We start from the raw sequence: 21,699 nt of genomic DNA on the forward strand, positions 1-21,699 counted from the left end.
ATAATTTGCTAGGTTTTTTGGAATTTACCGGATTTTTGGCGGCGCTTTTCTCAAAGCTCTTTCTTCATCGGCTTGCCGGCGACATAGACTTCAGCCACCGCACGATCGTCGCCCATCGTCTGGAGGAGGAACAGTTCCTCGGCAAGCGTCCGGGCGGTATCCATCCTCATGCGCATGGCAGGCGTCGCCCGGCTGTCAAGGATGGTGATGTCGGCATCCGTTTGCGGCTGCAGCGTTCCGATCCTCTCTTCAAGCGATAAGGCGCGGGCATTGCCGAGCGTCATCATGTAGAAGGAGTGGAGCGGGGATAGGCGTTGGCCTCGCAGTTGGAGGACCTTGTAGGCTTCGTCCAGCGTCTTCAGCATCGAAAAGCTGGTGCCGCCGCCGATATCGGTGGCGACCGCGATGCGTACGCCCGCATTATGAAGCTTTTCCCGGTCGAACAATCCGCTTCCCAGGAAGAGGTTGGAGGTGGGGCAGAAGACCGCGACCGACCCGGTTTCGGCCATGACCGCCATCTCACGCTCCGAGAGATGGATGCAATGACCGAGCAGGGTCTTGCGCCCGAGCAGGCCGTAATGCTCGTAAATGCCGGTATAATCGGGCGCATCGGGATAGAGCGAGTGGGTGAGCGCGATTTCCTCGTGGTTTTCGGAGAGATGCGTCTGGACGTAGCAATCCGGGTGCTCGCGCACCAGTGCGCCGGCCATCTCCATCTGCTCCGGCGTCGAGGTGATGGCGAAACGCGGCGTGATGGCATAATGCAGCCGCCCCTTGCCTTGCCAGCGGGCGATCAGCGCCTTGGTATCGTCATAGCCCGATTGCGGCGTGTCGCAGAGCGCCGGCGGGGCGTTTCGGTCCATCATCACCTTGCCGCCGACCACCCGCATGTTGCGGTGCCGTGCGGCGCGGAAGAAGGCGTCCACGCTTTGCGGATGCACCGAGCAATAGGCGGCGACCGTCGTCGTGCCATGGCGCAATAGCTCATCCATGAAGCGCTCGGCGACGAATTGCGCATGCTGCTCGTCGGCGAATTTCTGCTCTTCGACGAAGGTGTAGGTGTTGAGCCATTCCAGGAGCTGGCCGGCATAGGATGCGACCGCCTGCATCTGGGGAAAATGGATATGCGCATCGATGAGACCGGCGAGGACCAGATGCGGACGGTGATCGGCGATAGGCGTATCCGCGCCTGCCGTCTGCGCCACATCGCGGTATTCGCCCACCGCTTTTATCCGGCCATCCTCGACCAAGAGGGCGCCATCCTCAAAATAGCGATAGGAATTCGTGTCGGCGATATCGCGCGGCTCGTCGACGAATGTCAGAATGCGCCCGCGAATCAATAATCCAGTCATTTCGTCTTTCCGGCTTTCTTCGTCTCGGCCTGCACAGCCGTCTCGTACCAGGCGGCAAGAAGGCTGCGCTCCTGCGCAGTGACGCCGGTTACATTGGCGGGCGGCATGGCATGGGAACGCCCGGCTTGCAAATATATCTCGCGGGCATGGGCGGCGATTTCCACATCCGTCTCCAGCATCACGCCTTTCGGCGGCGCGATGATGCCCTCCCAGGACGGTTCGCGTGCATGGCACATGGAGCAGCGGCCAAGCACGGTGTCACGCACCTGAGGAAACCGGTCCGATGCCAGGAAGGACTGCTGCATGGCGGAAGCCTTCGCCTCGCCCAAGCCTTCCTGAAGCACTTTCGGTTCGGTGGAGAGCCACATGATGACGATGAACAGCAGCACCGTGACGAGCCAGGTCCAGGTCGGATCACCCTTGCGGGCATGGCGGGTGTTGAACCAGTGGCGGATGGTGACGCCCATCAGGAAGACCAGCGAGGCGATGATCCAGCTGTAGCGCGTGGCGAAGGCCAGCGGATAATGGTTGGACAGCATCAGGAAGATGACGGGCAGCGTCAGATAATTATTATGGGTCGAGCGCTGCTTGGCCTGTTTGCCGAGTGCTGGATCAGGCGTGCGGCCGGCGATCAGATCGGCGACGACCTTCTTCTGGTTGGGAATGATGATCATAAAGACATTGGCCGACATGATCGTCGCGGTGAAGGCGCCCAGATGCAGGAAGGCGGCGCGGCCGGTGAAGAGATGGGTGTAGCCCCAGGCCATGGCGACAAGCACGAAATAGAGCAGCACCATGAGCTGCGTGTCATTCCTGCCGAGCGGCGATTTGCAGATCAGATCATAGGCGATCCAGCCGAATGCGATCGAGGCGAGCGAGATGGCGATCGCCACCGGCGCCGAAACATCGAGCACATGCGGATCGATCAAATAGAGATCGGCGCCAGCATAATAGACGATGCAGAGAAGCGCAAAGCCCGACAACCAGGTGGCATAGGATTCCCATTTGAACCAGGTGAGGTGCTCCGGCATGTGGGCCGGCGCGACCATATATTTCTGGATATGATAGAAGCCGCCGCCATGGACCTGCCATTCCTCGCCCTGCACGCCTTCAGGCAGGTCGGGGCGTTTCGTCAGCCCCAGGTCGAGCGCGACGAAATAGAAGGACGAGCCGATCCATGCGATAGCGGTGATGACATGCAGCCAGCGGGCGGCGAAACTCAGCCAATCCCACGCAATGGCATATTCATACATGCGGTTCCCCTAGTCACTGCGCAGGCTGCGTTGCATCGTTGGGAACTATAGAAGAGAATTCCGGGAGATGGCCATATGCCTTTTGTCTTCAGGGGGCGATCAGGACAAGCCGGCCCTCAAGCAGGCGGATGGTCGCGACATCGGCATTTGCGAAGGCAAAGCGCAGAAAGCGTTCCTGGCCCTCACCGAAAAAAGCCCCCGGAAGAGCAAGAACGCCGGCCTCCTTGGCAAGTCTCTCGGCCACCACGACCGATGACACCCCGTCAAAAGGATGGCGGATGAAGGCGAAATAAGCGCCGATGGCCTCAAGCCGCCAGTCCGGAAGACGCTTCATGACATCGTGCAGGGCCTCGGCGCGACCGACGATCTCCATCCGGTTCGCCTCGCGCCATGAGCCAAGCGGCGCGATGGCGCGGGCGATAGCGGCCTGTGGGGGGCGCGGCGCGCATATCTGCAGATTGTCCATGACTTTCGCCACGTTCTCCACCACCTCAGAACCGGCAACGATGGCGCCCAGCCGGTGGCCGGGGATGCAGAAGGATTTGGAGAAGCTGTAGAGCTGGATCAGCGTGTCCTGCCAGCCGGGAAGGCTTAGGAGCCGATGCGGCGCCTCGCTGCCGGAAGGCAGGAAATCACGATAGGTCTCATCGAGGATGAGCCAGGTGCCGTTGGCGCGGCAAAGATCGTAGACAGCCTGCAACATCTGTGGCGGATAGATGGCCCCGGTCGGATTGTTCGGCGTCACCAGGGCCAGTGCCCTGACATCGCTGGTCAGCGCGCCGGCAATCGCCTGCACGTCGGGCACGAAGCCCTGCGCCGCACTTGCATCGACAAAGCGGCTCTCGATGCCCAGCATTGCCAGCGTCGATTCATGGTTGAAATAGAACGGATTGGCCATCAGGACGGTATCGCCCGCCCCGGCTACCGCCACGATGGAAGCAATGAACGCCTGATTGCAGCCGGCGGTGATGTGCACATTTGCCGCTTCGACCGGCGCGCCGTAGAGATCGGCGACATGTTCGGCATAAGCCTTGCGCAGCACCGTTTCTCCCTCGATCGGCCCATAGCCCGTATAGGCCGTGGAAGACGCCGCCTCGCCCAGCCATTGCAGCATGTCGCGATGCGGCGGGTAGCCCGGAACGGCCTGCGAAAGATCGATCAGCGGCCCATGCGCGCCTGAATATTCCTCGGCCCAGGCCTGCACCAGGGGAATGGGCGGCGCGGAGAGGTTGGCCACCAGGGGATTGAAAATCGGAGCCGGCATGTTTTGATAAGTCCTTGGAATTTGGGTATCAGTTCAGGATTTGGTGCGGCGCTTGCTGCCGCGAAGGGGCACTTGCTTGGAGATGAGTGTGCCGGGATCGGTCTTGCCGTTGCGGCGGCGGATGAGGCGGCGGGCCGCTGTCTGGGGTTCGGCAATGCTGTCTGCGGCAAGAGACGCGAAAAGCCAGTCGATGAACACCTTGACGATGGGCGCGGCGCGCACTTCATTGCGGCAAGCCACATAGAAAGCATCGTTCGCCGGAACCGTCAGGTCGAAAGGCACGATCAGTTCGCCCTTGGCGATCAGGTCGCTGGCGGTGATGGTGTCGCCCAGCGCAACACCTTGGCCATGCAATGCCGCCTCGGTCGAAAGCCGGGCATCGCTCATAAAATGTTGCGGCCCGCGTTGTATGTCTGAGGCATCGGCTGCGGCAAGCCAGGTGTTCCACTCGCGCCCGTCATCGGCATGCAGCATCGCATGGTCGCGCAGATCACGCAGCGAGCGCAACGGCCGGCTGTTGAGCAGCGTCGGGCTGACGACAGGGAAAAGCCTGAGGTTGCTCCACAGCCTTGTCCAGCAATCGGCCCAGTTTCCATCACCGTAGAGGATGCAGATATCGATGCCGGGCGAGCGCAAATGATCCGCATCATTGGATGCAGTCAGCGTCAGGCGGATATCGGGATATTGCTCGATGAACTGGTTGAGGCGGGGGATGATCCACAAAGAGAGGAGCGCCGGCACGCAGGTGACGCTCAGTTCCCCGCTGGTCGACGGACGCTTCACCATCGCGGTCGCCGCAGCGATCTCGGCGAAGGCGTTGGAGATGGAGGGCAGGAGCAGCGCGCCTTGCGCGGTCAGTTTCAGGCGCTGCGCGCTGCGCTCGAACAGCTTGACGTCAAGCGACGCCTCCAGCGCCTTGATCTGGTGGCTGATCGCGCCATGGGTGACATTCAACTCCTGCGCGGCAAGCGAAACCGAACCATGACGCGCCGCTGCTTCGAAGGCCCTGAGCGGATTGAGCGGGGGAAGACGGCTTGGCAATGGGGTATCCGAACGGTGTTTTTTCATGTGAGAAAACCTCACACAAAACGCTATAACAATATCAATTGCATTTCAAAGCATTTTGCAGTGATAATCCGGCAAAAGACGAGGCTGAAAGCCCAGGGGAACAAAATGACTTTGATCGTGGCGGAATTCGCTGCGGCTCCGCTTCTCCTGATTTTCGTCTGCCTTTGAACGATGGAACAGGACGGTCGATCATGAATTGGAATGCGAGCAAGCTCGAGGCATTACGCGCCAAATATGGTGAGAGCCATGGCGGCGACCTTTTCGACCCGGAATTCCGCAAGGTAGCTGACAAGATTTTCTCCAAGAACGGAACGCGGCTTGCGCCTTATGCCGGTATCCCGACGTTCCTTTCCGCGCCTTATGTCCCGGTTGATGCAAACGAGCCCGATTTCGGCAATCTCCAAGTGGCGATCACGGGCGTGCCGATGGATCTTGGCGTCACCAATCGTCCCGGCTCACGCTTCGGCCCGCGCGCGATGCGCACCATCGAGCGCATCGGCCCCTATAATCATGTGCTCGGCACGGCGCCGGTGTTCGACCTGCGCGTTGCCGATATCGGCGATGTCCCCTTCGCCAGCCGTTACCGGCTGGAGCAGTGCCATGCCGACATCGAAAAGCGGATCGGCCAGATTGTGGCTGCGGGCGTGGTGCCGCTTTCGGTCGGCGGCGACCATTCGATCACCCATCCGATCCTGAGGGCTGTCGGCAGGGACCGCCCCGTCGGCATGATCCATATCGACGCGCATTGCGATACGGGCGGCGCCTTCGACCAGACCAAGTTCCACCATGGCGGACCGTTCCGCAATGCGGTGCTCGACGGCGTGCTCGATCCGACGCGCACCATCCAGATCGGCATTCGCGGCTCGGCGGAATATCTCTGGGAGTTCTCCTACGAGTCCGGCATGACCGTCATCCACGCCGAAGAGGTGACGGGGTTGGGCATTCCCGCGATCATCGAGAAGGCGCGGGCGATCGTCGGCGACGGGCCGACCTATCTTTCCTTCGACATCGACAGCCTCGACCCGAGCTTCGCGCCCGGCACGGGCACGCCCGAAGTGGGCGGGCTGACAACGCGCGAGGTGCTGGAATTGATCCGCGGCCTCAAAGGCGTCAATCTGGTGGGCGGCGATGTCGTGGAAGTCGCGCCGCAATATGATTCAACGACGAATACGGCCCATGCAGGCGCGCAGGTGCTGTTCGAGATACTAAGCCTGATGGTCTTCAGCCCCTTTATCATGGGCAAGCGGAGTTGATTTTTCACTGATATAATAACAAGCAGACGGGAACAGCCGGCTTCAAGCCGGGACAAAGGAGAAGAAAGATGGACGAAATTCAAAACAGGGTGAGCCGGCGCGCCGTTCTTGGCGCCGGCGTCGCGGGCGCGGCGATGCTTGCCATGCCGTCGGTGCTGCGTGCACAGGACAAGTCGCTGAAAATCGGCGTCTATGGCGGCTACTTCAAGGATTCCTTCGACAAGAACATCTTCCCCGATTTTACCAAGGCGACGGGTATCGCGGTGGAATCGGTCGCGGAACCTACGGGCGAGGCATGGCTGGTGCAACTCGAACAGGCGGCGCGTGCCGGACAGGCGCCGGCGGATGTATCGATGATGTCGCAGGTCGCCATGCTCAAGGGGCAGACGACGGATCTCTGGACCCCGCTCGATCTGGCCAAGATCCCCAATGCCGGCAATCTCATTGACCGCTTCGTCAACAAATATCCGGATGGCCGCATTGCCGGCATCGGCGCGGTGGCGTGGTACATCACGCTCGTCACCAACACCGATACTTACAGGCAAGCCCCCGATTCATGGGCCGCCTTCTGGGACAAGGCGAATGCGGACAAGCTCGGGCTGCTTGCGCTCGTCTCCAACTCGTTCCTGCTGGAAGTGACGGCCAAGACATTCTTCGGCGGTACCGACGCGCTCAGCACGGATGAGGGCCTCTTGAAGGCCTTCGACAAACTCGCCGAGGTCAAGCCGAATGTGCGGCTGTGGTATCGCGACGAGGCGCAATTCGAGCAAGCGCTGAAGTCGGGCGAAATCCCGATGGGGCAATATTATCACGACGTCACCGGCCTTGCCGCAGCCGATGGTAACCCGGTGCGCTCAACCTTCCCCAAGGAGGGCGGCATCCAGGATTCGGGCTGCTGGGCGCTGTCGCGTGCTTCGGAGAAGAGCGAGGAGGCGCATGTCTTCATCAACTATATGAGCCAGCCCGCGATCCAGGCGACGCTGTCGCGCAAGGTCGGCACCGCGCCCACCGTCAAGCGCGAATTGCTCGACCTGACGGATGAAGAATTCGCCGCGGTCTCCTCCGATATCGAACCGATCATTCCGCGCTACGATCTCTACCAGACCAAGTCGGACTGGCTGAACCAGAAATGGACGGAATTGATCGTCGGTTAAGGTCTAGAGGTTGTCATGGTTTAATTGGAGCACTGGCAGGACAGGGCCCCTTGTTCTGCCGTCATTCTCGGGCTTGTCCCGAGAATCTGCTGAGCTATCAGAAGGGTAATCACTTTCCTTTTTCTTATGGCAGATTCTCGGGACAAGCCCGAGAATGACGGCTAGGGGGAAGCTGTTTCAAGATAGTTCTGACAGACTCCAATAATGTCCGCCATTCGCCCTCGTGGTTCGAGGCTCCGCTCACCAAGAGGGCGAATGGCCACAACAATGATTCAAGTAAGAGAAGCGCATGTCCGGACTGGTTCTGAAAGATATATCGAAGCGGTTCGGCAGTTTCACCGCCGTCAGCCATGTGGATATCAGCGTGCCGCACGGCACGTTCGTCTGCATGCTTGGGCCATCGGGATGCGGCAAGACCACGCTTCTGCGCATGATCGCCGGGCTGGACGAGCCCAGCGAAGGCGCCATCTTGCTCGATGGGGCGGATATCACGCCTATCCCCACGCACAAGCGTAATCTCGGCATGGTGTTCCAGTCACTGGCGTTGTTCCCGCATCTCAATGTCGCAGAGAACATCGCCTATCCCCTGCGCATCCGCGGCGTGGCGAAAGAAGACCAGAAGAAACGCGTCGATGAGCTCCTGCAGATGATCCATCTGCAGGGCTATGGCGAAAGGCCTGTCTCGAAACTCTCCGGCGGCCAGCGCCAGCGTGTCGCCATCGCTCGTGCGCTGGCGCTTTCGCCAAAGCTGTTCCTGCTCGACGAACCGCTGTCGGCGCTCGACGCCAAGCTGCGCGAAGCCATGCAGGTGGAATTGCGCCAGTTGCAGCAGCGGCTGGGGATCACCACCATCGTCGTCACCCACGACCAGCGTGAGGCCATGACCATGGCCGATACCGTGGTGGTGATGAATGGCGGCGAAATCCGCCAGGCGGCTTCGCCCGTCGATATCTACCGCAACCCGGCCGATACATTCGTCGCCGACTTCATCGGCTCGACCAATCTTCTCGAAATGTCCGCCGACAGCGCCGGCCGCGCTACGATCCTGGGAAAACCGATGGCGGGGCTGAAGCTTCCTACAGGCCTTGCCAAAGCGTCCGTCTCCATCCGGCCGGAGGATTTGCATCTGACGGCACCGGGCGGGGATGCCATCGATGGTACCGTCACCTTCATCCGGGATCTCGGCGGCACGATCGAGACCTTCATCGATGTCTCGGGCCAGAGCATCGTCGCGGTTTCGACGCCGCGGGCGCGGCCCGAGGTCAGCGTCGGCCAGAAGGTGGGCGTCGTCCTGCCCGATGAAGCCTGCGTGGTGCTCAAACGATGAAACGCGAACCGCCCCGGACACTCGCCGATTACGGGCCATTGTTCTTCCCGGCGACGATGCTGACCGTGTTCTTCGTCGTGCCGTTCGGCACGATGATCGCCGTCAGCTTCTTCCAGCGCCAGCAGGGCGGCTTCTATACGCCGGCTTTCGTCTGGAGCAATTACGAACGCTTCCTGAGTGTCTTCTTCGGCAATGTGCTGGGCTTCTCGCTGATGCTGGCCATCACCGTTGCCATTTGCTGCGTGGTGCTGGCCCTGCCCTTCACCTATTGCCTCACCCGCATGTCGCGACGCGCGCAGGTGCTCTGGCTTGTCGGGCTTCTCTCGGTCCTCTCGCTTTCGGAAGTCATCATCGGCTTTGCCTGGTCGACGCTGTTCTCGCGCACAGCCGGCATCACCAATCTGCTCGTCGCGATCGGCATCATGGATGCGCCACGGGCGCTTTATCCAGGTTTCGGCGCGGTTTTGACCGGAATGGTCTATCAAGCCTTCCCCTATACGGTGCTGGTGCTCTTCCCGGCGCTGGTGCGGCTCGATCCGACATTGACGGAAGCGGCGCGCACGCTCGGCTCCTCGCCGCTTCGCGCCTTCTTCAACGTCGTCGTGCCGGCGCTGCGCAACACCATCGTCGCGACGCTGATCATGGTCTTCATCTTCGCGCTCGGCTCCTATCTGCTACCGCAAATCCTCGGGCGACCGCAGCACTGGACGCTGTCGGTGCTGATCACCGACCAGGCGATCTACCAGTCGAACATGCCGTTCGCCGCGGCGATGGCGGTGTTCCTCGTTCTGGTGACGCTGGCGCTGGTCTCGCTGACGCTCTTTATCGGGCGCAAGGGGGAAGTCGCATGAACCGGATATTGCAGCGGCTCTATTTCACGCTCATCGGCATCTTTCTCGCCGCGCCGCTCATCGTCGTCGCCGGCGTTTCGGTGAATGAGCGCCAGAGCCTGACCTTTCCACCGCAGGGCTTTTCGGTTTCCTGGTATGGCGAGATCTTCAGCAATCCGGAATGGCGCAACGCGCTTTTCGCATCCGTGACGCTTGCCGCGCTTTCCGCAGCGCTCGCGGTCGCCATCGCCCTGCCGCTGGCATGGTTTTCCTGGCGGCGCCTCGCGCCATGGACCAATGTCTTCCAGGTGCTGGGCATCGCGCCTTTCACCCTGCCGCCCGTCATCACCGCGCTCGGCCTTCTCACCTTCTGGGCGACGACAGGCTTTTACGGCCAGCCATGGACGGCGGTGATCAGCCATGCGATCTTCTTCGTCACGCTGCCGCTCGTCACCTTATCGCTCGGCTTCTCCTCGATCGACCGCTCGCTGGTCGAGGCGGCCTCGACGATGGGCGCCGATGACCGGACGGTGTTCTTCACGGTCATCGTGCCTTTGATCCTGCCCTATATCGTTTCCGGCTATGCCTTCGCCTTCGTGTTGTCACTCAATGAATATATCGTCGCCTACATGACCGTCGGCTTCACGCTCGAAACCCTGCCGATCAAGATCTTCAACGCCCTGCGCTACGGCTATACGCCGACCATGGCGTCGGTGTCGGTTCTGTTCGTCGCCGTCTCCGCTGTGATCTTCGGCCTCGTCGCCTGGTTCGGTGACCTGCCGAAGCTCCTGGGCGCGCTTTCATCCGAGGACAAATAATGCGCGCTGCCCTGTTCCAGATGAAGGTGGCGAGCGGCGATGTCGCGGCCAATCTGGGGAGCATCGCTGAGGCGGCGCAAAAGGCTTCCGGCAATGGCGCAAGCCTGCTCGTCGCGCCCGAACTGGCGCTGACGGGCTATGGCGCGGGCGATGCCCTTCGCGATCTTGCCGAACCGGCCGACGGCGCGCAAATGGTACGGCTCGAAGCGATCGCAGCGGCATATGGCATCGCCATCGTCGCGGGTTTCGCGGAACGCGACGGCGCAGTCGTCTACAACAGCGCGGCCTATGTGGATGGCAAGGGCGGACGCACGATCTACCGCAAATCGCATCTTTTCGGCGATTATGAGCGCGCATTGTTCCAGCCCGCTCCACCGGCGACATGCCTTTTCGAGCATGGTGGGATGAAGATCGGCATGCTGATCTGCTACGATGTGGAGTTCCCCGAAAACGTCCGGCGGTTGGCGCTTGCCGGCGCTGATATGGTGGTCGTGCCGACCGCATTGCCGGCAGGGCCGTCTGGAACGTTCATCGCGCAGAAGATGATCCAGGTGCGGGCCTTCGAAAACCAGATATTCGTGACCTATGTGAACCATGCCGGGGCGGACGAGAAATTCACCTTCGCCGGAATGTCGCGTCTGGCCGCGCCGGATGGCGGCCTGATCGTGGAGATCAGGGATGCGAAGGAACATCTGCGTTTTGCCGATATCGATCCCACCGCACGCACGGCGACGATGACGGAATACAGCTATCTGCGCGATCTTGGCTGATTAGCTCAGGCGATCAACGCCTTCAGTCCGGTCTCGACAGGACAAAGGCGGCACACGATAGCATGAGCACCGCTACCCCTGTTGCAAGCGGCCACCCCGGGCGGGCGCTCCACCAGAACAGCCCGTAACCGGCAATCATTCCCGCCGAGGCCGCGATCTTGGCCCTGCGGGGAATTGCACCCTTGTCACGCCATTTTCGCAGGAGCGGGCCGAACGTGGGATGGTCGAGCAGCCATGCCTCGATCCTGGGCGATGACCTGCCGAAGAACCACGCCGCAAGGATGATGAAGATCGTCGTCGGCATGACGGGCAGGAACGCCCCGATCCCGCCGAGCGCGAGCATCAGGAAGCCGAGGAAAAGATAGGCCCAGCGCAGCGTGCCCGACAGCTGCCGGCGCTCCACCTCACTCTTCCCACCATCCGGTTTCATCTGGATGCAAGCTCCCTTCGCCGCTTTCGCTCAAACATATGCTCTATAAAGGGGGCTCTATAGAGGGAAAATCGGCAGATGCGCGAAAAAAATGCCGGATTCCGACTGTTTGAGCAGTCCAGAGAAGAACTTGCCGTTCAAATAAACATTCCGTGGAGAAGGTGTGCGATCCGTATGCAAAGGCGGACATTATTTGGAAATCAGCTATTAAAACCATTCAGCTTCTCGAAATTCACCCCGTTATATCGATTCTGAAAAACAGATTCAGCATCCCTCATGTAACAATGAAGCAATATATCCGCACTTCTTCCTATATATATTTACGATCATGATATTTTTCCCGCGCCATCACAATTCTGAATCACTTCGTAATTCTATGTGAAGCCATTTCTCGCCACATTTCCACTGCAGCAAATCTTTGCTTCCAACGGGGACGACATGAGTTTCAATATGCGCATGGCTCTTCTGGCTGCGATGGCGGCCGGCATTCTTTCTGCAACCGCCATCGAGGCGTCAGCCCAATGCGGCCGGGCCTCCTGGTACGCCCTCACCTCGCGCACGGCGTCCGGCGAACGGATGAACCCGGCGGCGATGACGGCCGCGCACCGCACGCTGCCGCTCGGCAGCAAGGTGAAGGTGACGAACCAGAAAAACGGCAGATCGCTCGTCGTGCGTATCAACGATCGCGGCCCGTTCATCAAGGGACGCATTCTCGACCTGTCAAAAGGCGCGGCACGGCGCCTCGGCTTTATCAACGCAGGCCATGCAAAGGTCTGTCTCGACCGGCTGTAGGAAATATCTCGCGCTCCAGCCGTTCGATGAACCAGCGCGTCGGGTTCAGCCAGACCTCATCCTTCCCGGCAGCGTCTTCTATGCCATGTTCGAGATTGGCACCGGCCGATGCATCGTCTCCGGAACAGGCAAGCATCACGGCATTGGCGGGATTGTGGCGGCGCGAACGGCGGTCGATTGGTGCACAGCAACAAATCCGCTCAAGAATGTGTGCATTGCAATATCGCCATATTGCACTATGTTCAGGAAGGAGAAACGCTGTTTCGGTTAAAGTTTTCCGGTATCTCTATTTTTACCGCCGAAGAGGTTTGGAAAATGTATTATCAGCTTTATGAACTCAATCACGCTGCGCTGCAGCCCTACCGGGCCTTAGCGGACGCGACGAAGCTGTTTTTCGAAAACCCTTTCAACCCGATCTCACAGAGTTCCTATGGCCGCTCGATGGCCGCGCTGATGGAGCTTTTCGAGCGCACCACGCGGCGTTACGACAAGCCGACCTTCAATCTTCCGGAAACCAGGGTCGATGGAAAGACCGTGGCCGTGACGGAAGAGATCGTCTGGCGGAAGCCCTTCTGCAATCTTCTGCATTTCCGGCGCGACGTGGCGAAGAGCCGTGCGGCGGACCCGAAGATCCTGCTCGTCGCGCCCCTGTCCGGCCATTACGCGACGCTTCTGCGGGGAACGGTGGAAACCCTTTTGCCGCATGCGGAGATCTACATCACCGATTGGGTCGATGCACGCATGGTGCCGCTGAGCGACGGCCCGTTCGATCTCGACGACTATATCGATTATATCATCGAGATGTTCCACGCTCTCGGCGAGAATACCCATGTCATCGCCGTCTGCCAGCCGTCGGTGCCGGTTCTGGCCGCCGTGGCGATGATGGAAAAAGGCGGCGACCGGTTCGCGCCTTCGTCGATGACGCTGATGGGCGGGCCGATCGACACCCGCATCAATCCGACCGCCGTCAACAGACTAGCGGCGGAAAAGGACATCGGCTGGTTCCGCGACAATGTCGTCATGCCCGTGCCGTGGCCGCATCCCGGCGTCATGCGGTCGGTTTATCCCGGCTTCCTGCAATTGTCGGGATTCATGAGCATGAATCTCGACCGGCACATTACCGCACACAAGGAATTCTTCTTCCATCTGGTGAAGGAAGATGGCGAACCCGCCGAAAAGCACCGCGATTTCTACGATGAATATCTGGCGGTGATGGATATGTCGGCGGAGTTCTACCTGCAGACCGTCGAGACGGTTTTCATCCGCCACGATCTGCCGAAGGGCCAGATGAAGCATCGCGGCAACAGTGTCGATCTTTCCGCCATCAGGAATGTGGCGCTGCTGACGGTGGAAGGCGAGAACGACGATATTTCCGGCGTCGGCCAGACCGAAGCGGCGCAGACGCTGTGCGTCAATATCCCGGCGGAGCGCCGGATGCATTATCTGCAACCCAAGGTCGGCCATTACGGCGTGTTCAACGGCTCGCGCTTTCGCAACGAGATCGCGCCGCGCATCGTTGATTTCATTCACGCAAGCGAAAAGCCATCGCCAAAGCCAGCTGCTTCGGCGCAAAAGCGCTCCCGCAAGCGCTGAGGCTTCTACCTCAGCGCGAAAAGCTCTGTTGTTCCTTTCATCCCGCCAGCGCTCGACGATCGGATTTTTATCCGGCGGCGGACGGACCTGGATCCCGCATTCTCCCCATTAAGTTGCGCCTTTACGGCAGTCTCGCGTGGTAACCATAAGCCGAATTGAGCAGTTTGGTGACGGCATTATGAATTGACTCTCCTCCTCCTCAACCTTTAACGTTTTGTTAACGATTAAGCGTGCGGCGGAGTGGTGTGTATGTTCAGGGGCGTATGGTCTTGCGGGGCGATTGGGGCAGCAATGCTTGCCGGTGCGCTTTTTTCCGGCTCCTCCGGAGCGTCGGCTGCGTCTGACGACTTTATGCGTATTGGCGGCCTGAGCTCACAGCCGATCGGCCATTACGAACTCTGCAAACGTCTGCCGCAGGAGTGCTCCGTCCGCACCAAGGACACTTCGCCTCTGAGCCTGACACATGACGTCTGGCAGCGCCTCGTCACCGTCAATGCCTCGGTCAATGAGCGCATCAAGCCGCTGACCGACAAGGAAATCTACGGCAAGGAAGAGTATTGGGCCTATCCAAAACTCTTCGGCGACTGCGAGGATTACGTGCTCCTGAAGCGCCGTGAACTTGCGCAGACAGGGATTTCCCTTGGCGCCCTCCTGATCACCGTGGTCCGCAAGCGTGACGGCGAAGGCCATGCCGTTTTGACGGTCCGCACCGATCGCGGCGATTTCATCCTCGACAATCTGACCGACGAGATCAAGAACTGGCAGCAGACGAACTACACCTATCTGAAACGCCAGGCGGCAAACTATAGCGGCCGCTGGGTCAGCATCGAGGCTCCGAGCAATCTGCTGGTCGGCTCGGTTCAGTAGTTTCCTGCATCCCTGGATGCTCCGCCGCCTGCGGGAGCTTCTGTGCGAATTGTCAGCGGTTCATGCCGCCGACATAAGCCTTTCACCGCCCATGCGATAGGAAATCGCCTCGGCGAGATGCAACCGTCCGACCGTCTCCGCACCATCGAGGTCGGCCAGTGTGCGCGCCACCTTCAAGATGCGGTGATAGGCGCGGGCGGAGAATTTCATCTGCTCGCTGGCATCGCGCAGAAGCGCCGTTCCGCCGGCATCGGGCGCGGCGATCCGTTCGATCAGGGCTGCGGAACAATGCGCATTGGTCGAAACATTGGAAAGCCCCAGCGCTTCATAGCGGTTCTTCTGGATTGCCCGGGCCTGCGCCACTCTCTCCGCCACGACCTTGCTGTTCTCGGCCTGCGAGGGGCGGATGAGATCGGCCGCCGACACCGCCGGCACATCGATGCGCAGATCGATACGGTCGAGCAGAGGGCCTGAAATCCGTGCCTGATAGTCCGCCTGGCAGCGCGGCCCCCGCGCGCAACGGTGGCCCGGCTCGCCCGCCATACCGCAGCGGCACGGGTTCATCGCCGCGACAAGCTGTATCTGAGCGGGATAGCTGACCCTGTGGTTGGCGCGCGCGATCATGCAATCGCCCGTTTCCAGCGGCTGGCGCAGCGAATCGAGAACCTGCGGCGTGAATTCGGGAAATTCGTCGAGGAACAGCACGCCATTATGAGCAAGCGACACTTCCCCCGGCCTCGCCCTGAAGCCGCCGCCGACCATCGCCGCCATCGAGGCGGAGTGATGGGGTGCACGGAATGGCCGGCGATCGGAGAGTTTTCCACCAGTCAGTTCGCCGGCAATGGACGCGATCATCGACACGTCCAGCAATTCGCGCGGTGAAAGCGGCGGCAGGATGGAGGGCAGACGCTGCGCCAGCATCGATTTGCCCGATCCCGGCGGCCCGACCAGAAGCAGATTGTGATTGCCCGCCGCGGCCACTTCAAGTGCGCGCTTCGCCGTCTCCTGCCCCTTGATATCGGCAAGATCGGGCAGATCGTCCGCCCTGGGGCGCATCACCGGTTCGGGACGCGACAAAACTTGCGTGCCGCGAAAATGATTGGCGAGCGCAATCAGGCTGCGCGGCGCCAGAATGTCGATCTCGGCGCCCGCCCATGCGGCCTCCGGCCCGCAGGCATGAGGGCAGATCAGCCCCTTGTCCTGGCGGTTGGCGCCGATAGCGGCAGGCAGGACGCCGGCAACCGCGCTGATGGTTCCGTCAAGCGAGAGCTCGCCCAGAACCACATAGGATTGCAGGGCATCGCCGGGAAGGGCGCCCAGCGCCGCCATCAGGGCAACCGCAATCGGCAGATCGTAATGAGAACCTTCCTTCGGCAGATCGGCGGGGGCGAGATTGACCGTCACTTTTTTCGGCGGCATTGAAAGGCCGGAGGCATGAAGTGCCGCCTGCACCCTCTCACGGCTTTCGGCCACTGCCTTATCGGGCAGACCAACGATCGACATGCCCATCTTGCCAGGCGCGACCATCACCTGGACATCGACGGTGACCGCCTCGACCCCCTGAAACGCTACGGTGCTGACCCGCGATACCATTTTGCCGCCGCCCCCAAACACACTCCCCGCCGCCCTTCGCGGAAAATCCTACATCACTCAATTGCGCGAGATAAGCATAGATCGGTCGAAGCCGCAAGAACGTTTGCAGAACGAAAACAACCTACAGGGCGTTTAACGGATGTGTGGAGTTGCATCGGCAGAACAAAAGGGGAGACGAAGCGAATACAGGAAAATGAACCTGGTTTATATTTGTATATGCTCAAGAACAAATATGAACAGCCTCCATCAAAGTGGAAACCGCTCGGGGAGTAATACATCGCCGGGTGAATTCGAGATGAGCTTCTATATCGCTTACCGGCGCTTGACCTCGACAGCATCCCAGAAAAGAGCTGCTACATCCGCCCCGCCGAAGCGTTTGATTTCGCGGATGCCGGTCGGCGAGGTGACATTGATCTCAGTCATGTAATCGCCGATGACATCGATGCCGACAAGGATGAAGCCGCGCTCCCGCAACGATGGGCCGATACGGGCGCAGATTTCATGTTCGCGTTTCGTCAATCGGGATGCTTCGGCCTTGCCGCCCGCATGCATGTTCGAGCGGGCGTCATGCTCGGCGGGCACGCGGTTGATCGCGCCGACCGGTTCGCCGTCGATCAGGATGATGCGCTTGTCGCCGGCTCGCACGTCCTTGAGATAGCGCTGGACGATGAACGGTTCACGGTACATCTGGGCGAACATCTCGAGCAGCGAGGCGAGATTGCGGTCGCCATTGGCCATGTGGAACACGCCGGCGCCGCCATTGCCGTAGAGCGGCTTCAGGATGATATCGCCGAATTCGCGGCGGAAATCCGCCACCTCCTGAGGATCCTTGGTAATCAGCGTTTCCGGCATCAGATCGGGGAATTCGGTGACGAAGATCTTTTCCGGGCTGTTGCGCACCCAGGCCGGATCATTGACCACCAGCGTCTTTGGGTGGATGCGCTCCAGAAGATGGGTCGTGGTGATGTAGTTCATGTCGAAGGGCGGGTCCTGGCGGAGCAGGACCACATCCATTTCGGAGAGATCGCGGCGTTCGGGCTCGCCCAGCGTGAAATGGTCACCCTCGACGTCACGCACTTCGAGGCTCTCGACACGAGCCGAGACCACGCCGTCACGCATGGAAAGACGGTCCGCTGTGTAGTGGAAAAGCGTGTGGCCGCGCCGCGCTGCCTCGAGGCAAAGCGCGAATGTGGTATCGCCTGAGATTTTGATGGAATTGATATGGTCCATCTGGACCGCGATTTTCATTGCCATGATTGTCCTCGGCGATTCGCTACAGTCGAAACGGAGCACAACCTGTCACGGTCGGCGCTGCGATAACAGGAATTTTTATTTATCATACTATACGATATGGCTGAATTCCGCTAAGCGGTTCGGGCCGGCCAAAAGCCGATAGGTAATTTATGCAAGCCCAGCCTGGGAGGAGCCTTCATGCTGCCATCAACCATATTTCCCGACCTGAAGGACCGTTCCGTCCTGATTACCGGCGGCGGTTCCGGCATCGGAGCCTCTCTCACCGAAGGCTTCGTCGCGCAAGGCGCGAAGGTCGCCTTCATCGACATCGCCGCAGAGCCCTCCACGGCGCTCGTCGACCGGCTGGAAAAGAAATATGGCCAGCGGCCGCTCTATCTCGACGCGGATCTGCGCGATCTCGACGCGCTGCGCAATGCAGTGGCGAAAGCCGAGGCGGCAAATGGCCCTGTTACCGTTCTCATCAACAACGCCGCATGGGACGACCGGCACACCGTCGAGGACGTGACGGAAGAATATTGGAACCTGAACCAGTCGATCAATCTGCGCCCGCAGTTCTTCGCGGTGCAGGCGGTGCTGCCCGGCATGAGACAAGCCGGCGGCGGCGCCGTCGTCAATTTCACCTCCATTTCCTTCATGATCAACCAGGGCGACCTGCCCGTATACACGGCGGCGAAGGCCGGCGTCATCGGCCTCACCAAAGGTCTTGCCGGAGCGCTCGGACCCGATAAAATCCGCGTCAACGCGATTGCGCCCGGCTGGGTGATGACGGAGCGCCAGAAGGCGCTCTGGGTGACGGACGAAAGCCTCAACGCCCATCTCGGCAAGCAGTGCCTCAAGGAGGAGGTGCAGCCGGACGACATGGTCGGGCCCTGCCTGTTTCTCGCTTCCGACGCCGCCCGCATGCTGACCGCGCAGACGATGATCGTCGACGGAGGCTATTTGTGAGCAAAGACGGAGAGCCCGCCTTCGCCGGTGCCGACTGGGGCACGAGCCGGTTCCGGCTCTGGCTGATGGACAGAGCCGGCAATGTGCTGGCCGAGAGGCGCAGCGACGATGGGCTCGACGCTTCGCGCACAAACGGATTCTCGCAGGTTCTCGAAGGTCATCTCGCAGCGGTCGGGGCGCCGGCCGACCTGCCTGTTGTCGTCTGCGGCATGGCTGGGTCGCGGCAAGGCTGGATGGAAGCGTCCTATGTGGATATTCCAGCCGATCCGGCGGCCATTCTCGCGGCTTCAGCGCGCATCATCGATACCAGACGCGATATCCGCATCGTGCCGGGCCTGGCACAGCAGGGCGCACGGCCGAATGTCATGCGCGGCGAGGAAACCCAGCTTCTCGGCCTCGTCCACGGCAAGCCGGGCTTTTCCGGCCTCGTCGCCATGCCCGGCACCCATTCCAAATGGGTGTATCTGGAAGGCGGAAAAGTATCCCGGTTCGCCACCTATCTGACCGGCGAGCTCTACGCGCTGCTTTGCAACCAATCGATCCTGCGTCATTCCATCGGCCAGGATGCCGACGGTATCGATGCGGATCATCCCGGCTTTAGCGCCGGCCTGGCGCTGGCGCTCGCGCCTGATTTCAGCCTGCTCGGCACGCTTTTCGAGATCAGGGCAGCGATGCTGCTGGACGGACAGAGCGAAGACGCGGCAGCAGCGCGGCTTTCCGGCATGGTGATCGGCACGGAAGCAGCCGATGCCCGCGCCAAGGCGCCTGCCGAGATCAAGACCGTGCAGCTGGTCGCATCGGGACGCATGGAACGGCTCTATCGCAAGGCGCTCGGCGCGGCGGGATTTGACTGTGAAACGATCGACGCCGACGATGCGGTCAGGAAGGGCCTGCATGCCGCCGCCGCAGGCCTGTGGTTCTCCAGAAAGGAAACGACAGCATGATACATGCTCCCTCCATCGCCTGGCCGAAGCTGAAGCGCGACCTGATCGCCATCCTGCGCGGCATCAAGCCGCAAGAGGCCGTGGATATCAGCCATGCCCTGGCCGATGCGGGCTTCGAGGCGATCGAAATACCGCTCAACTCGCCGGAGCCGTTCCGTTCCATCGAAATGGTGGCAAAGGCAATGCCACCCAATGTGCTGGTCGGGGCGGGCACGGTGCTAAGCCCGGCCAATGTCGCACGGCTTCAAACCGTGGGCGGACGGCTGATGGTGAGCCCCAATGTCGATGCGGAGGTCATCGCCGCCGCCGCGGCGTCCGGCATGGTGACGTTACCAGGCGTTTTCTCGCCGAGCGAGGCACTTGCCGCGCTGAAGGCGGGCGCCTCCGGGCTGAAATTCTTCCCCGCCAATGTGCTTGGGCCCGACGGCATCAAGGCGATCAGCGCTATTCTGCCGAAAGGAACGGTGATCGGCGCGGTCGGGGGCGTTGCCGAGGGCGACTTCGCCGCCTATGCCGGGGTGGGCATACGTGCCTTCGGCCTCGGCTCCAGCATCTACAGACCGGGCATGAATGCAGCGGATGTGGCGGAGCGTGCCCGTCTGACGATCCGCGCCTATGACGCGGTCTATGCAGGAGCAGCGTGATGACCGAATCAGATATAATCGTCTTTTCCGAAATCGTCTGCGAACTCGGCGAAGGGCCGGGCTACGATCCGCTGACCAACACGGTCTGGTGGTTCGATATCCTGGCGGGCAAGCTGATGCAGAAAAGCTGGCCCGATGGCGAAACGCGCGTCCAGGAGCTCGGCATGATGGCGAGCGCACTCGCCGTCATCGATGCGAAAAGCCAACTCCTGTGGACCGAGAAGGGGCTGTTCATCCGCGACCGCGAAAGCGGCAGGCTGACGCTTCACAAGGCGATCGAGGCCGACAATCCGATCACCCGTTCGAATGATGCGCGGGTCCACCCATCCGGCGCCTTCTGGATGGGAACGATGGGCAGACGAGCCGAGGACGGAGCCGGCTCGATCTGGTGGTATCGCGAGGGCGAAGTCCGCCAGCTCTTCTCCGGCATCACCATCACCAACTCGATCTGCTTTTCGCCAGACGGTCGCATCGCCTATTTCGCCGATACCGACAAAAACATCCTGTGGCGCGTCGATACGGATCCCGAAACGGGCCTGCCGACCAGCGAAAGAAGCGTCTTTCATCATCGCGTGGAAGAGGGTGGCATGGACGGCTCCGTCGTTGATGCGAATGGCGTTCTCTGGAATGCCTGCTGGGGTGGGAGAAGCGTCAACGCCTATTCGCCGGAGGGCAGGCTGATCCGTTCCGTTCCGGTGCCGACCCTGCAGCCATCCTGTCCAGCCTTCGTCGGCCCCGATGCCGACCGGCTTCTCGTCTCGACGGCCCGGGAAGGCATGAGCCGGAGCGATCGCGACGCCGATCCTTATGCCGGCCGGCCCTTGCTCCTCGATATCGCCGTGCAGGGAATTTTCGATCGACCCGTCAGGCTTTGATCGCACGAACCGCGTGGCGCAATTCGACGCTGCGTGATATCGTCAATCATGAGGATGCGCGTGCGTTTGGCTATTGCCGGTACTTTGCTTGCGCAGCCCGCTTTCGCGGACTGCCAGTGCCTCGGCAATGGCCTGCGCTACAATGAGGGCGAGCAGGTCTGCCTCAAGCTATCCACGGGACCGCAGCTCGCACGCTGCGAAAAAGTGCTCAACAACAGCTCATGGAAGATGCTTGGGAGCAATTGCCAATTGATCACCCGTAGCGAGCAGTCGCCGACGCCGCCTCCGCAACGCGCGGTGAAAGCAGTGACCGGCGAACCGCAATCGTCGACTGGCCGGACGTTCGCGGCATCGCGAGGGTTCTAAGCGTCGTAGCCTTCCATGATGACGATTTCGCCGTCCGCAACCGTCTGACGGATCGCCTTCGCGGCCTGATATTCCGGTGAATTGTAGCAATCGAGCGCGGCCTGGAGGGACGGAAATTCGATGACGACGTTGCGGGCGCGGCCCGTCCCCTCGACGGCATGTGCCGTGCCGCCGCGCGCCAGAAACTTGGCGCCGTAGCGCTCAAAGGCGGGCTTGGCTGTCGAGACATAATCCTTGTAGCGTTCGGCATCCCTGACGTCGACGCGTGCGATCCAATAGCCTTTGGCCATGCTCTTTCTCCTCCAGT

General features: G+C 60.9%; 22 protein-coding genes. 14 read left to right on the top strand and 8 right to left on the bottom strand.

Going from position 1 to position 21,699, the window contains the following annotated elements:
• Nucleotides 1-50: 50 nt before the first annotated feature.
• The 4 genes from guaD to gcvA form a co-directional block, all read right to left on the bottom strand.
• The gene (gene guaD, locus C5748_RS06535; RefSeq protein WP_105741132.1) at nucleotides 51-1,352 is read right to left on the bottom strand and encodes a guanine deaminase; all 1,302 of its coding nucleotides are present in this window, start codon (nucleotides 1,350-1,352) and stop codon (nucleotides 51-53) included.
• The gene (locus C5748_RS06540; RefSeq protein WP_105741133.1) at nucleotides 1,349-2,605 is read right to left on the bottom strand and encodes a urate hydroxylase PuuD; all 1,257 of its coding nucleotides are present in this window, start codon (nucleotides 2,603-2,605) and stop codon (nucleotides 1,349-1,351) included. Before C5748_RS06540 ends, guaD begins: the two co-directional genes overlap by 4 nt.
• A gap of 88 nt (nucleotides 2,606-2,693) precedes the next feature.
• A complete protein-coding gene (locus C5748_RS06545; RefSeq protein ID WP_105741134.1) occupies nucleotides 2,694-3,869 on the bottom strand; it encodes an aminotransferase in 1,176 nt (391 codons plus the stop codon).
• Nucleotides 3,870-3,902: 33 nt separating this feature from the next.
• Entirely contained in the window at nucleotides 3,903-4,910 is a 1,008-nt protein-coding gene (gene gcvA / locus C5748_RS06550; RefSeq protein WP_105741135.1) for a transcriptional regulator GcvA, read from the bottom strand.
• A gap of 218 nt (nucleotides 4,911-5,128) precedes the next feature.
• Here gcvA and speB point away from each other — a divergent pair, with 218 nt between their 5' ends.
• The 6 genes from speB to C5748_RS06585 all read left to right on the top strand — a co-directional run bounded on the left by speB (nucleotide 5,129) and on the right by C5748_RS06585 (nucleotide 11,089).
• The gene (gene speB, locus C5748_RS06560; RefSeq protein ID WP_105741137.1) at nucleotides 5,129-6,190 is read left to right on the top strand and encodes an agmatinase; all 1,062 of its coding nucleotides are present in this window, start codon (nucleotides 5,129-5,131) and stop codon (nucleotides 6,188-6,190) included.
• 68 nt (nucleotides 6,191-6,258) lie between these two features.
• Complete coding sequence (locus C5748_RS06565) at nucleotides 6,259-7,344, top strand: ABC transporter substrate-binding protein (protein WP_105741138.1); 1,086 nt, start codon at nucleotides 6,259-6,261, stop codon at nucleotides 7,342-7,344.
• A 289-nt stretch (nucleotides 7,345-7,633) separates the two neighbouring features.
• Entirely contained in the window at nucleotides 7,634-8,671 is a 1,038-nt protein-coding gene (locus C5748_RS06570; protein WP_105741139.1) for an ABC transporter ATP-binding protein, read from the top strand.
• Nucleotides 8,668-9,522: an ABC transporter permease gene (locus C5748_RS06575; RefSeq protein WP_105741140.1), complete on the top strand. Its 855-nt coding sequence runs from the start codon at nucleotides 8,668-8,670 to the stop codon at nucleotides 9,520-9,522. The genes C5748_RS06570 and C5748_RS06575 overlap by 4 nt, the downstream gene beginning before the upstream one ends.
• Nucleotides 9,519-10,319, top strand: coding sequence for an ABC transporter permease (locus C5748_RS06580; RefSeq protein WP_105741141.1), 801 nt, complete (start codon nucleotides 9,519-9,521; stop codon nucleotides 10,317-10,319). The genes C5748_RS06575 and C5748_RS06580 overlap by 4 nt, the downstream gene beginning before the upstream one ends.
• The gene (locus tag C5748_RS06585) at nucleotides 10,316-11,089 is read left to right on the top strand and encodes a carbon-nitrogen hydrolase family protein (RefSeq protein WP_245428868.1); all 774 of its coding nucleotides are present in this window, start codon (nucleotides 10,316-10,318) and stop codon (nucleotides 11,087-11,089) included. The genes C5748_RS06580 and C5748_RS06585 overlap by 4 nt, the downstream gene beginning before the upstream one ends.
• Before the next feature lie 22 nt (nucleotides 11,090-11,111).
• Here C5748_RS06585 and C5748_RS06590 read toward each other — a convergent pair whose 3' ends face one another.
• Nucleotides 11,112-11,519 (bottom strand): YbaN family protein, encoded by a 408-nt coding sequence (locus tag C5748_RS06590; RefSeq protein ID WP_105741143.1) that lies wholly within the window; start codon nucleotides 11,517-11,519, stop codon nucleotides 11,112-11,114.
• A 438-nt stretch (nucleotides 11,520-11,957) separates the two neighbouring features.
• Between C5748_RS06590 and C5748_RS06595 the strand changes: the two genes are divergently transcribed.
• The 3 genes from C5748_RS06595 (at nucleotide 11,958) to C5748_RS06605 (ending at nucleotide 14,771) form a co-directional block, all read left to right on the top strand.
• A complete protein-coding gene (locus tag C5748_RS06595; RefSeq protein ID WP_105741144.1) occupies nucleotides 11,958-12,311 on the top strand; it encodes a septal ring lytic transglycosylase RlpA family protein in 354 nt (117 codons plus the stop codon).
• Nucleotides 12,312-12,626: 315 nt separating this feature from the next.
• Nucleotides 12,627-13,904, top strand: coding sequence for a polyhydroxyalkanoate depolymerase (locus C5748_RS06600; RefSeq protein WP_105741145.1), 1,278 nt, complete (start codon nucleotides 12,627-12,629; stop codon nucleotides 13,902-13,904).
• A gap of 249 nt (nucleotides 13,905-14,153) precedes the next feature.
• Nucleotides 14,154-14,771, top strand: coding sequence for a transglutaminase-like cysteine peptidase (locus C5748_RS06605; protein ID WP_105741146.1), 618 nt, complete (start codon nucleotides 14,154-14,156; stop codon nucleotides 14,769-14,771).
• 60 nt (nucleotides 14,772-14,831) lie between these two features.
• Here the strand turns inward: C5748_RS06605 and C5748_RS06610 are convergent, their stop codons facing one another.
• Both C5748_RS06610 and gshB read right to left on the bottom strand, forming a co-directional pair.
• On the bottom strand, nucleotides 14,832-16,364 hold the full coding sequence (locus C5748_RS06610; RefSeq protein WP_105741147.1) for a YifB family Mg chelatase-like AAA ATPase: 1,533 nt from the start codon (nucleotides 16,362-16,364) through the stop codon (nucleotides 14,832-14,834).
• A gap of 312 nt (nucleotides 16,365-16,676) precedes the next feature.
• Complete coding sequence (gshB, locus tag C5748_RS06615) at nucleotides 16,677-17,618, bottom strand: glutathione synthase (RefSeq protein ID WP_105741148.1); 942 nt, start codon at nucleotides 17,616-17,618, stop codon at nucleotides 16,677-16,679.
• A gap of 177 nt (nucleotides 17,619-17,795) precedes the next feature.
• Between gshB and C5748_RS06620 the strand changes: the two genes are divergently transcribed.
• From C5748_RS06620 to C5748_RS06640, 5 genes are read left to right on the top strand one after another with little or no spacing between them, the layout of a single operon-like run.
• Nucleotides 17,796-18,563, top strand: a complete 768-nt coding sequence (locus C5748_RS06620; protein ID WP_105741149.1) for an SDR family NAD(P)-dependent oxidoreductase — start codon at nucleotides 17,796-17,798, stop codon at nucleotides 18,561-18,563.
• Nucleotides 18,560-19,507, top strand: a complete 948-nt coding sequence (locus C5748_RS06625; RefSeq protein WP_105741150.1) for a 2-dehydro-3-deoxygalactonokinase — start codon at nucleotides 18,560-18,562, stop codon at nucleotides 19,505-19,507. The genes C5748_RS06620 and C5748_RS06625 overlap by 4 nt, the downstream gene beginning before the upstream one ends.
• Complete coding sequence (locus C5748_RS06630) at nucleotides 19,504-20,151, top strand: 2-dehydro-3-deoxy-6-phosphogalactonate aldolase (protein WP_105741151.1); 648 nt, start codon at nucleotides 19,504-19,506, stop codon at nucleotides 20,149-20,151. The genes C5748_RS06625 and C5748_RS06630 overlap by 4 nt, the downstream gene beginning before the upstream one ends.
• A complete protein-coding gene (locus C5748_RS06635) occupies nucleotides 20,151-21,026 on the top strand; it encodes an SMP-30/gluconolactonase/LRE family protein (protein WP_105741152.1) in 876 nt (291 codons plus the stop codon). Before C5748_RS06630 ends, C5748_RS06635 begins: the two co-directional genes overlap by 1 nt.
• 60 nt (nucleotides 21,027-21,086) lie before the next feature.
• Nucleotides 21,087-21,392: a hypothetical protein gene (locus tag C5748_RS06640; protein WP_146119487.1), complete on the top strand. Its 306-nt coding sequence runs from the start codon at nucleotides 21,087-21,089 to the stop codon at nucleotides 21,390-21,392.
• Here C5748_RS06640 and C5748_RS06645 read toward each other — a convergent pair.
• Nucleotides 21,389-21,682, bottom strand: coding sequence for a DUF1330 domain-containing protein (locus C5748_RS06645; RefSeq protein WP_105741154.1), 294 nt, complete (start codon nucleotides 21,680-21,682; stop codon nucleotides 21,389-21,391). The two genes, C5748_RS06640 and C5748_RS06645, sit on opposite strands and share 4 nt — an antisense overlap.
• Nucleotides 21,683-21,699: the final 17 nt, after the last annotated feature.

The sequence above is a fragment of the Phyllobacterium phragmitis genome, assembly GCF_002980495.1.
Lineage (GTDB): Bacteria > Pseudomonadota > Alphaproteobacteria > Rhizobiales > Rhizobiaceae > Paramesorhizobium > Paramesorhizobium phragmitis.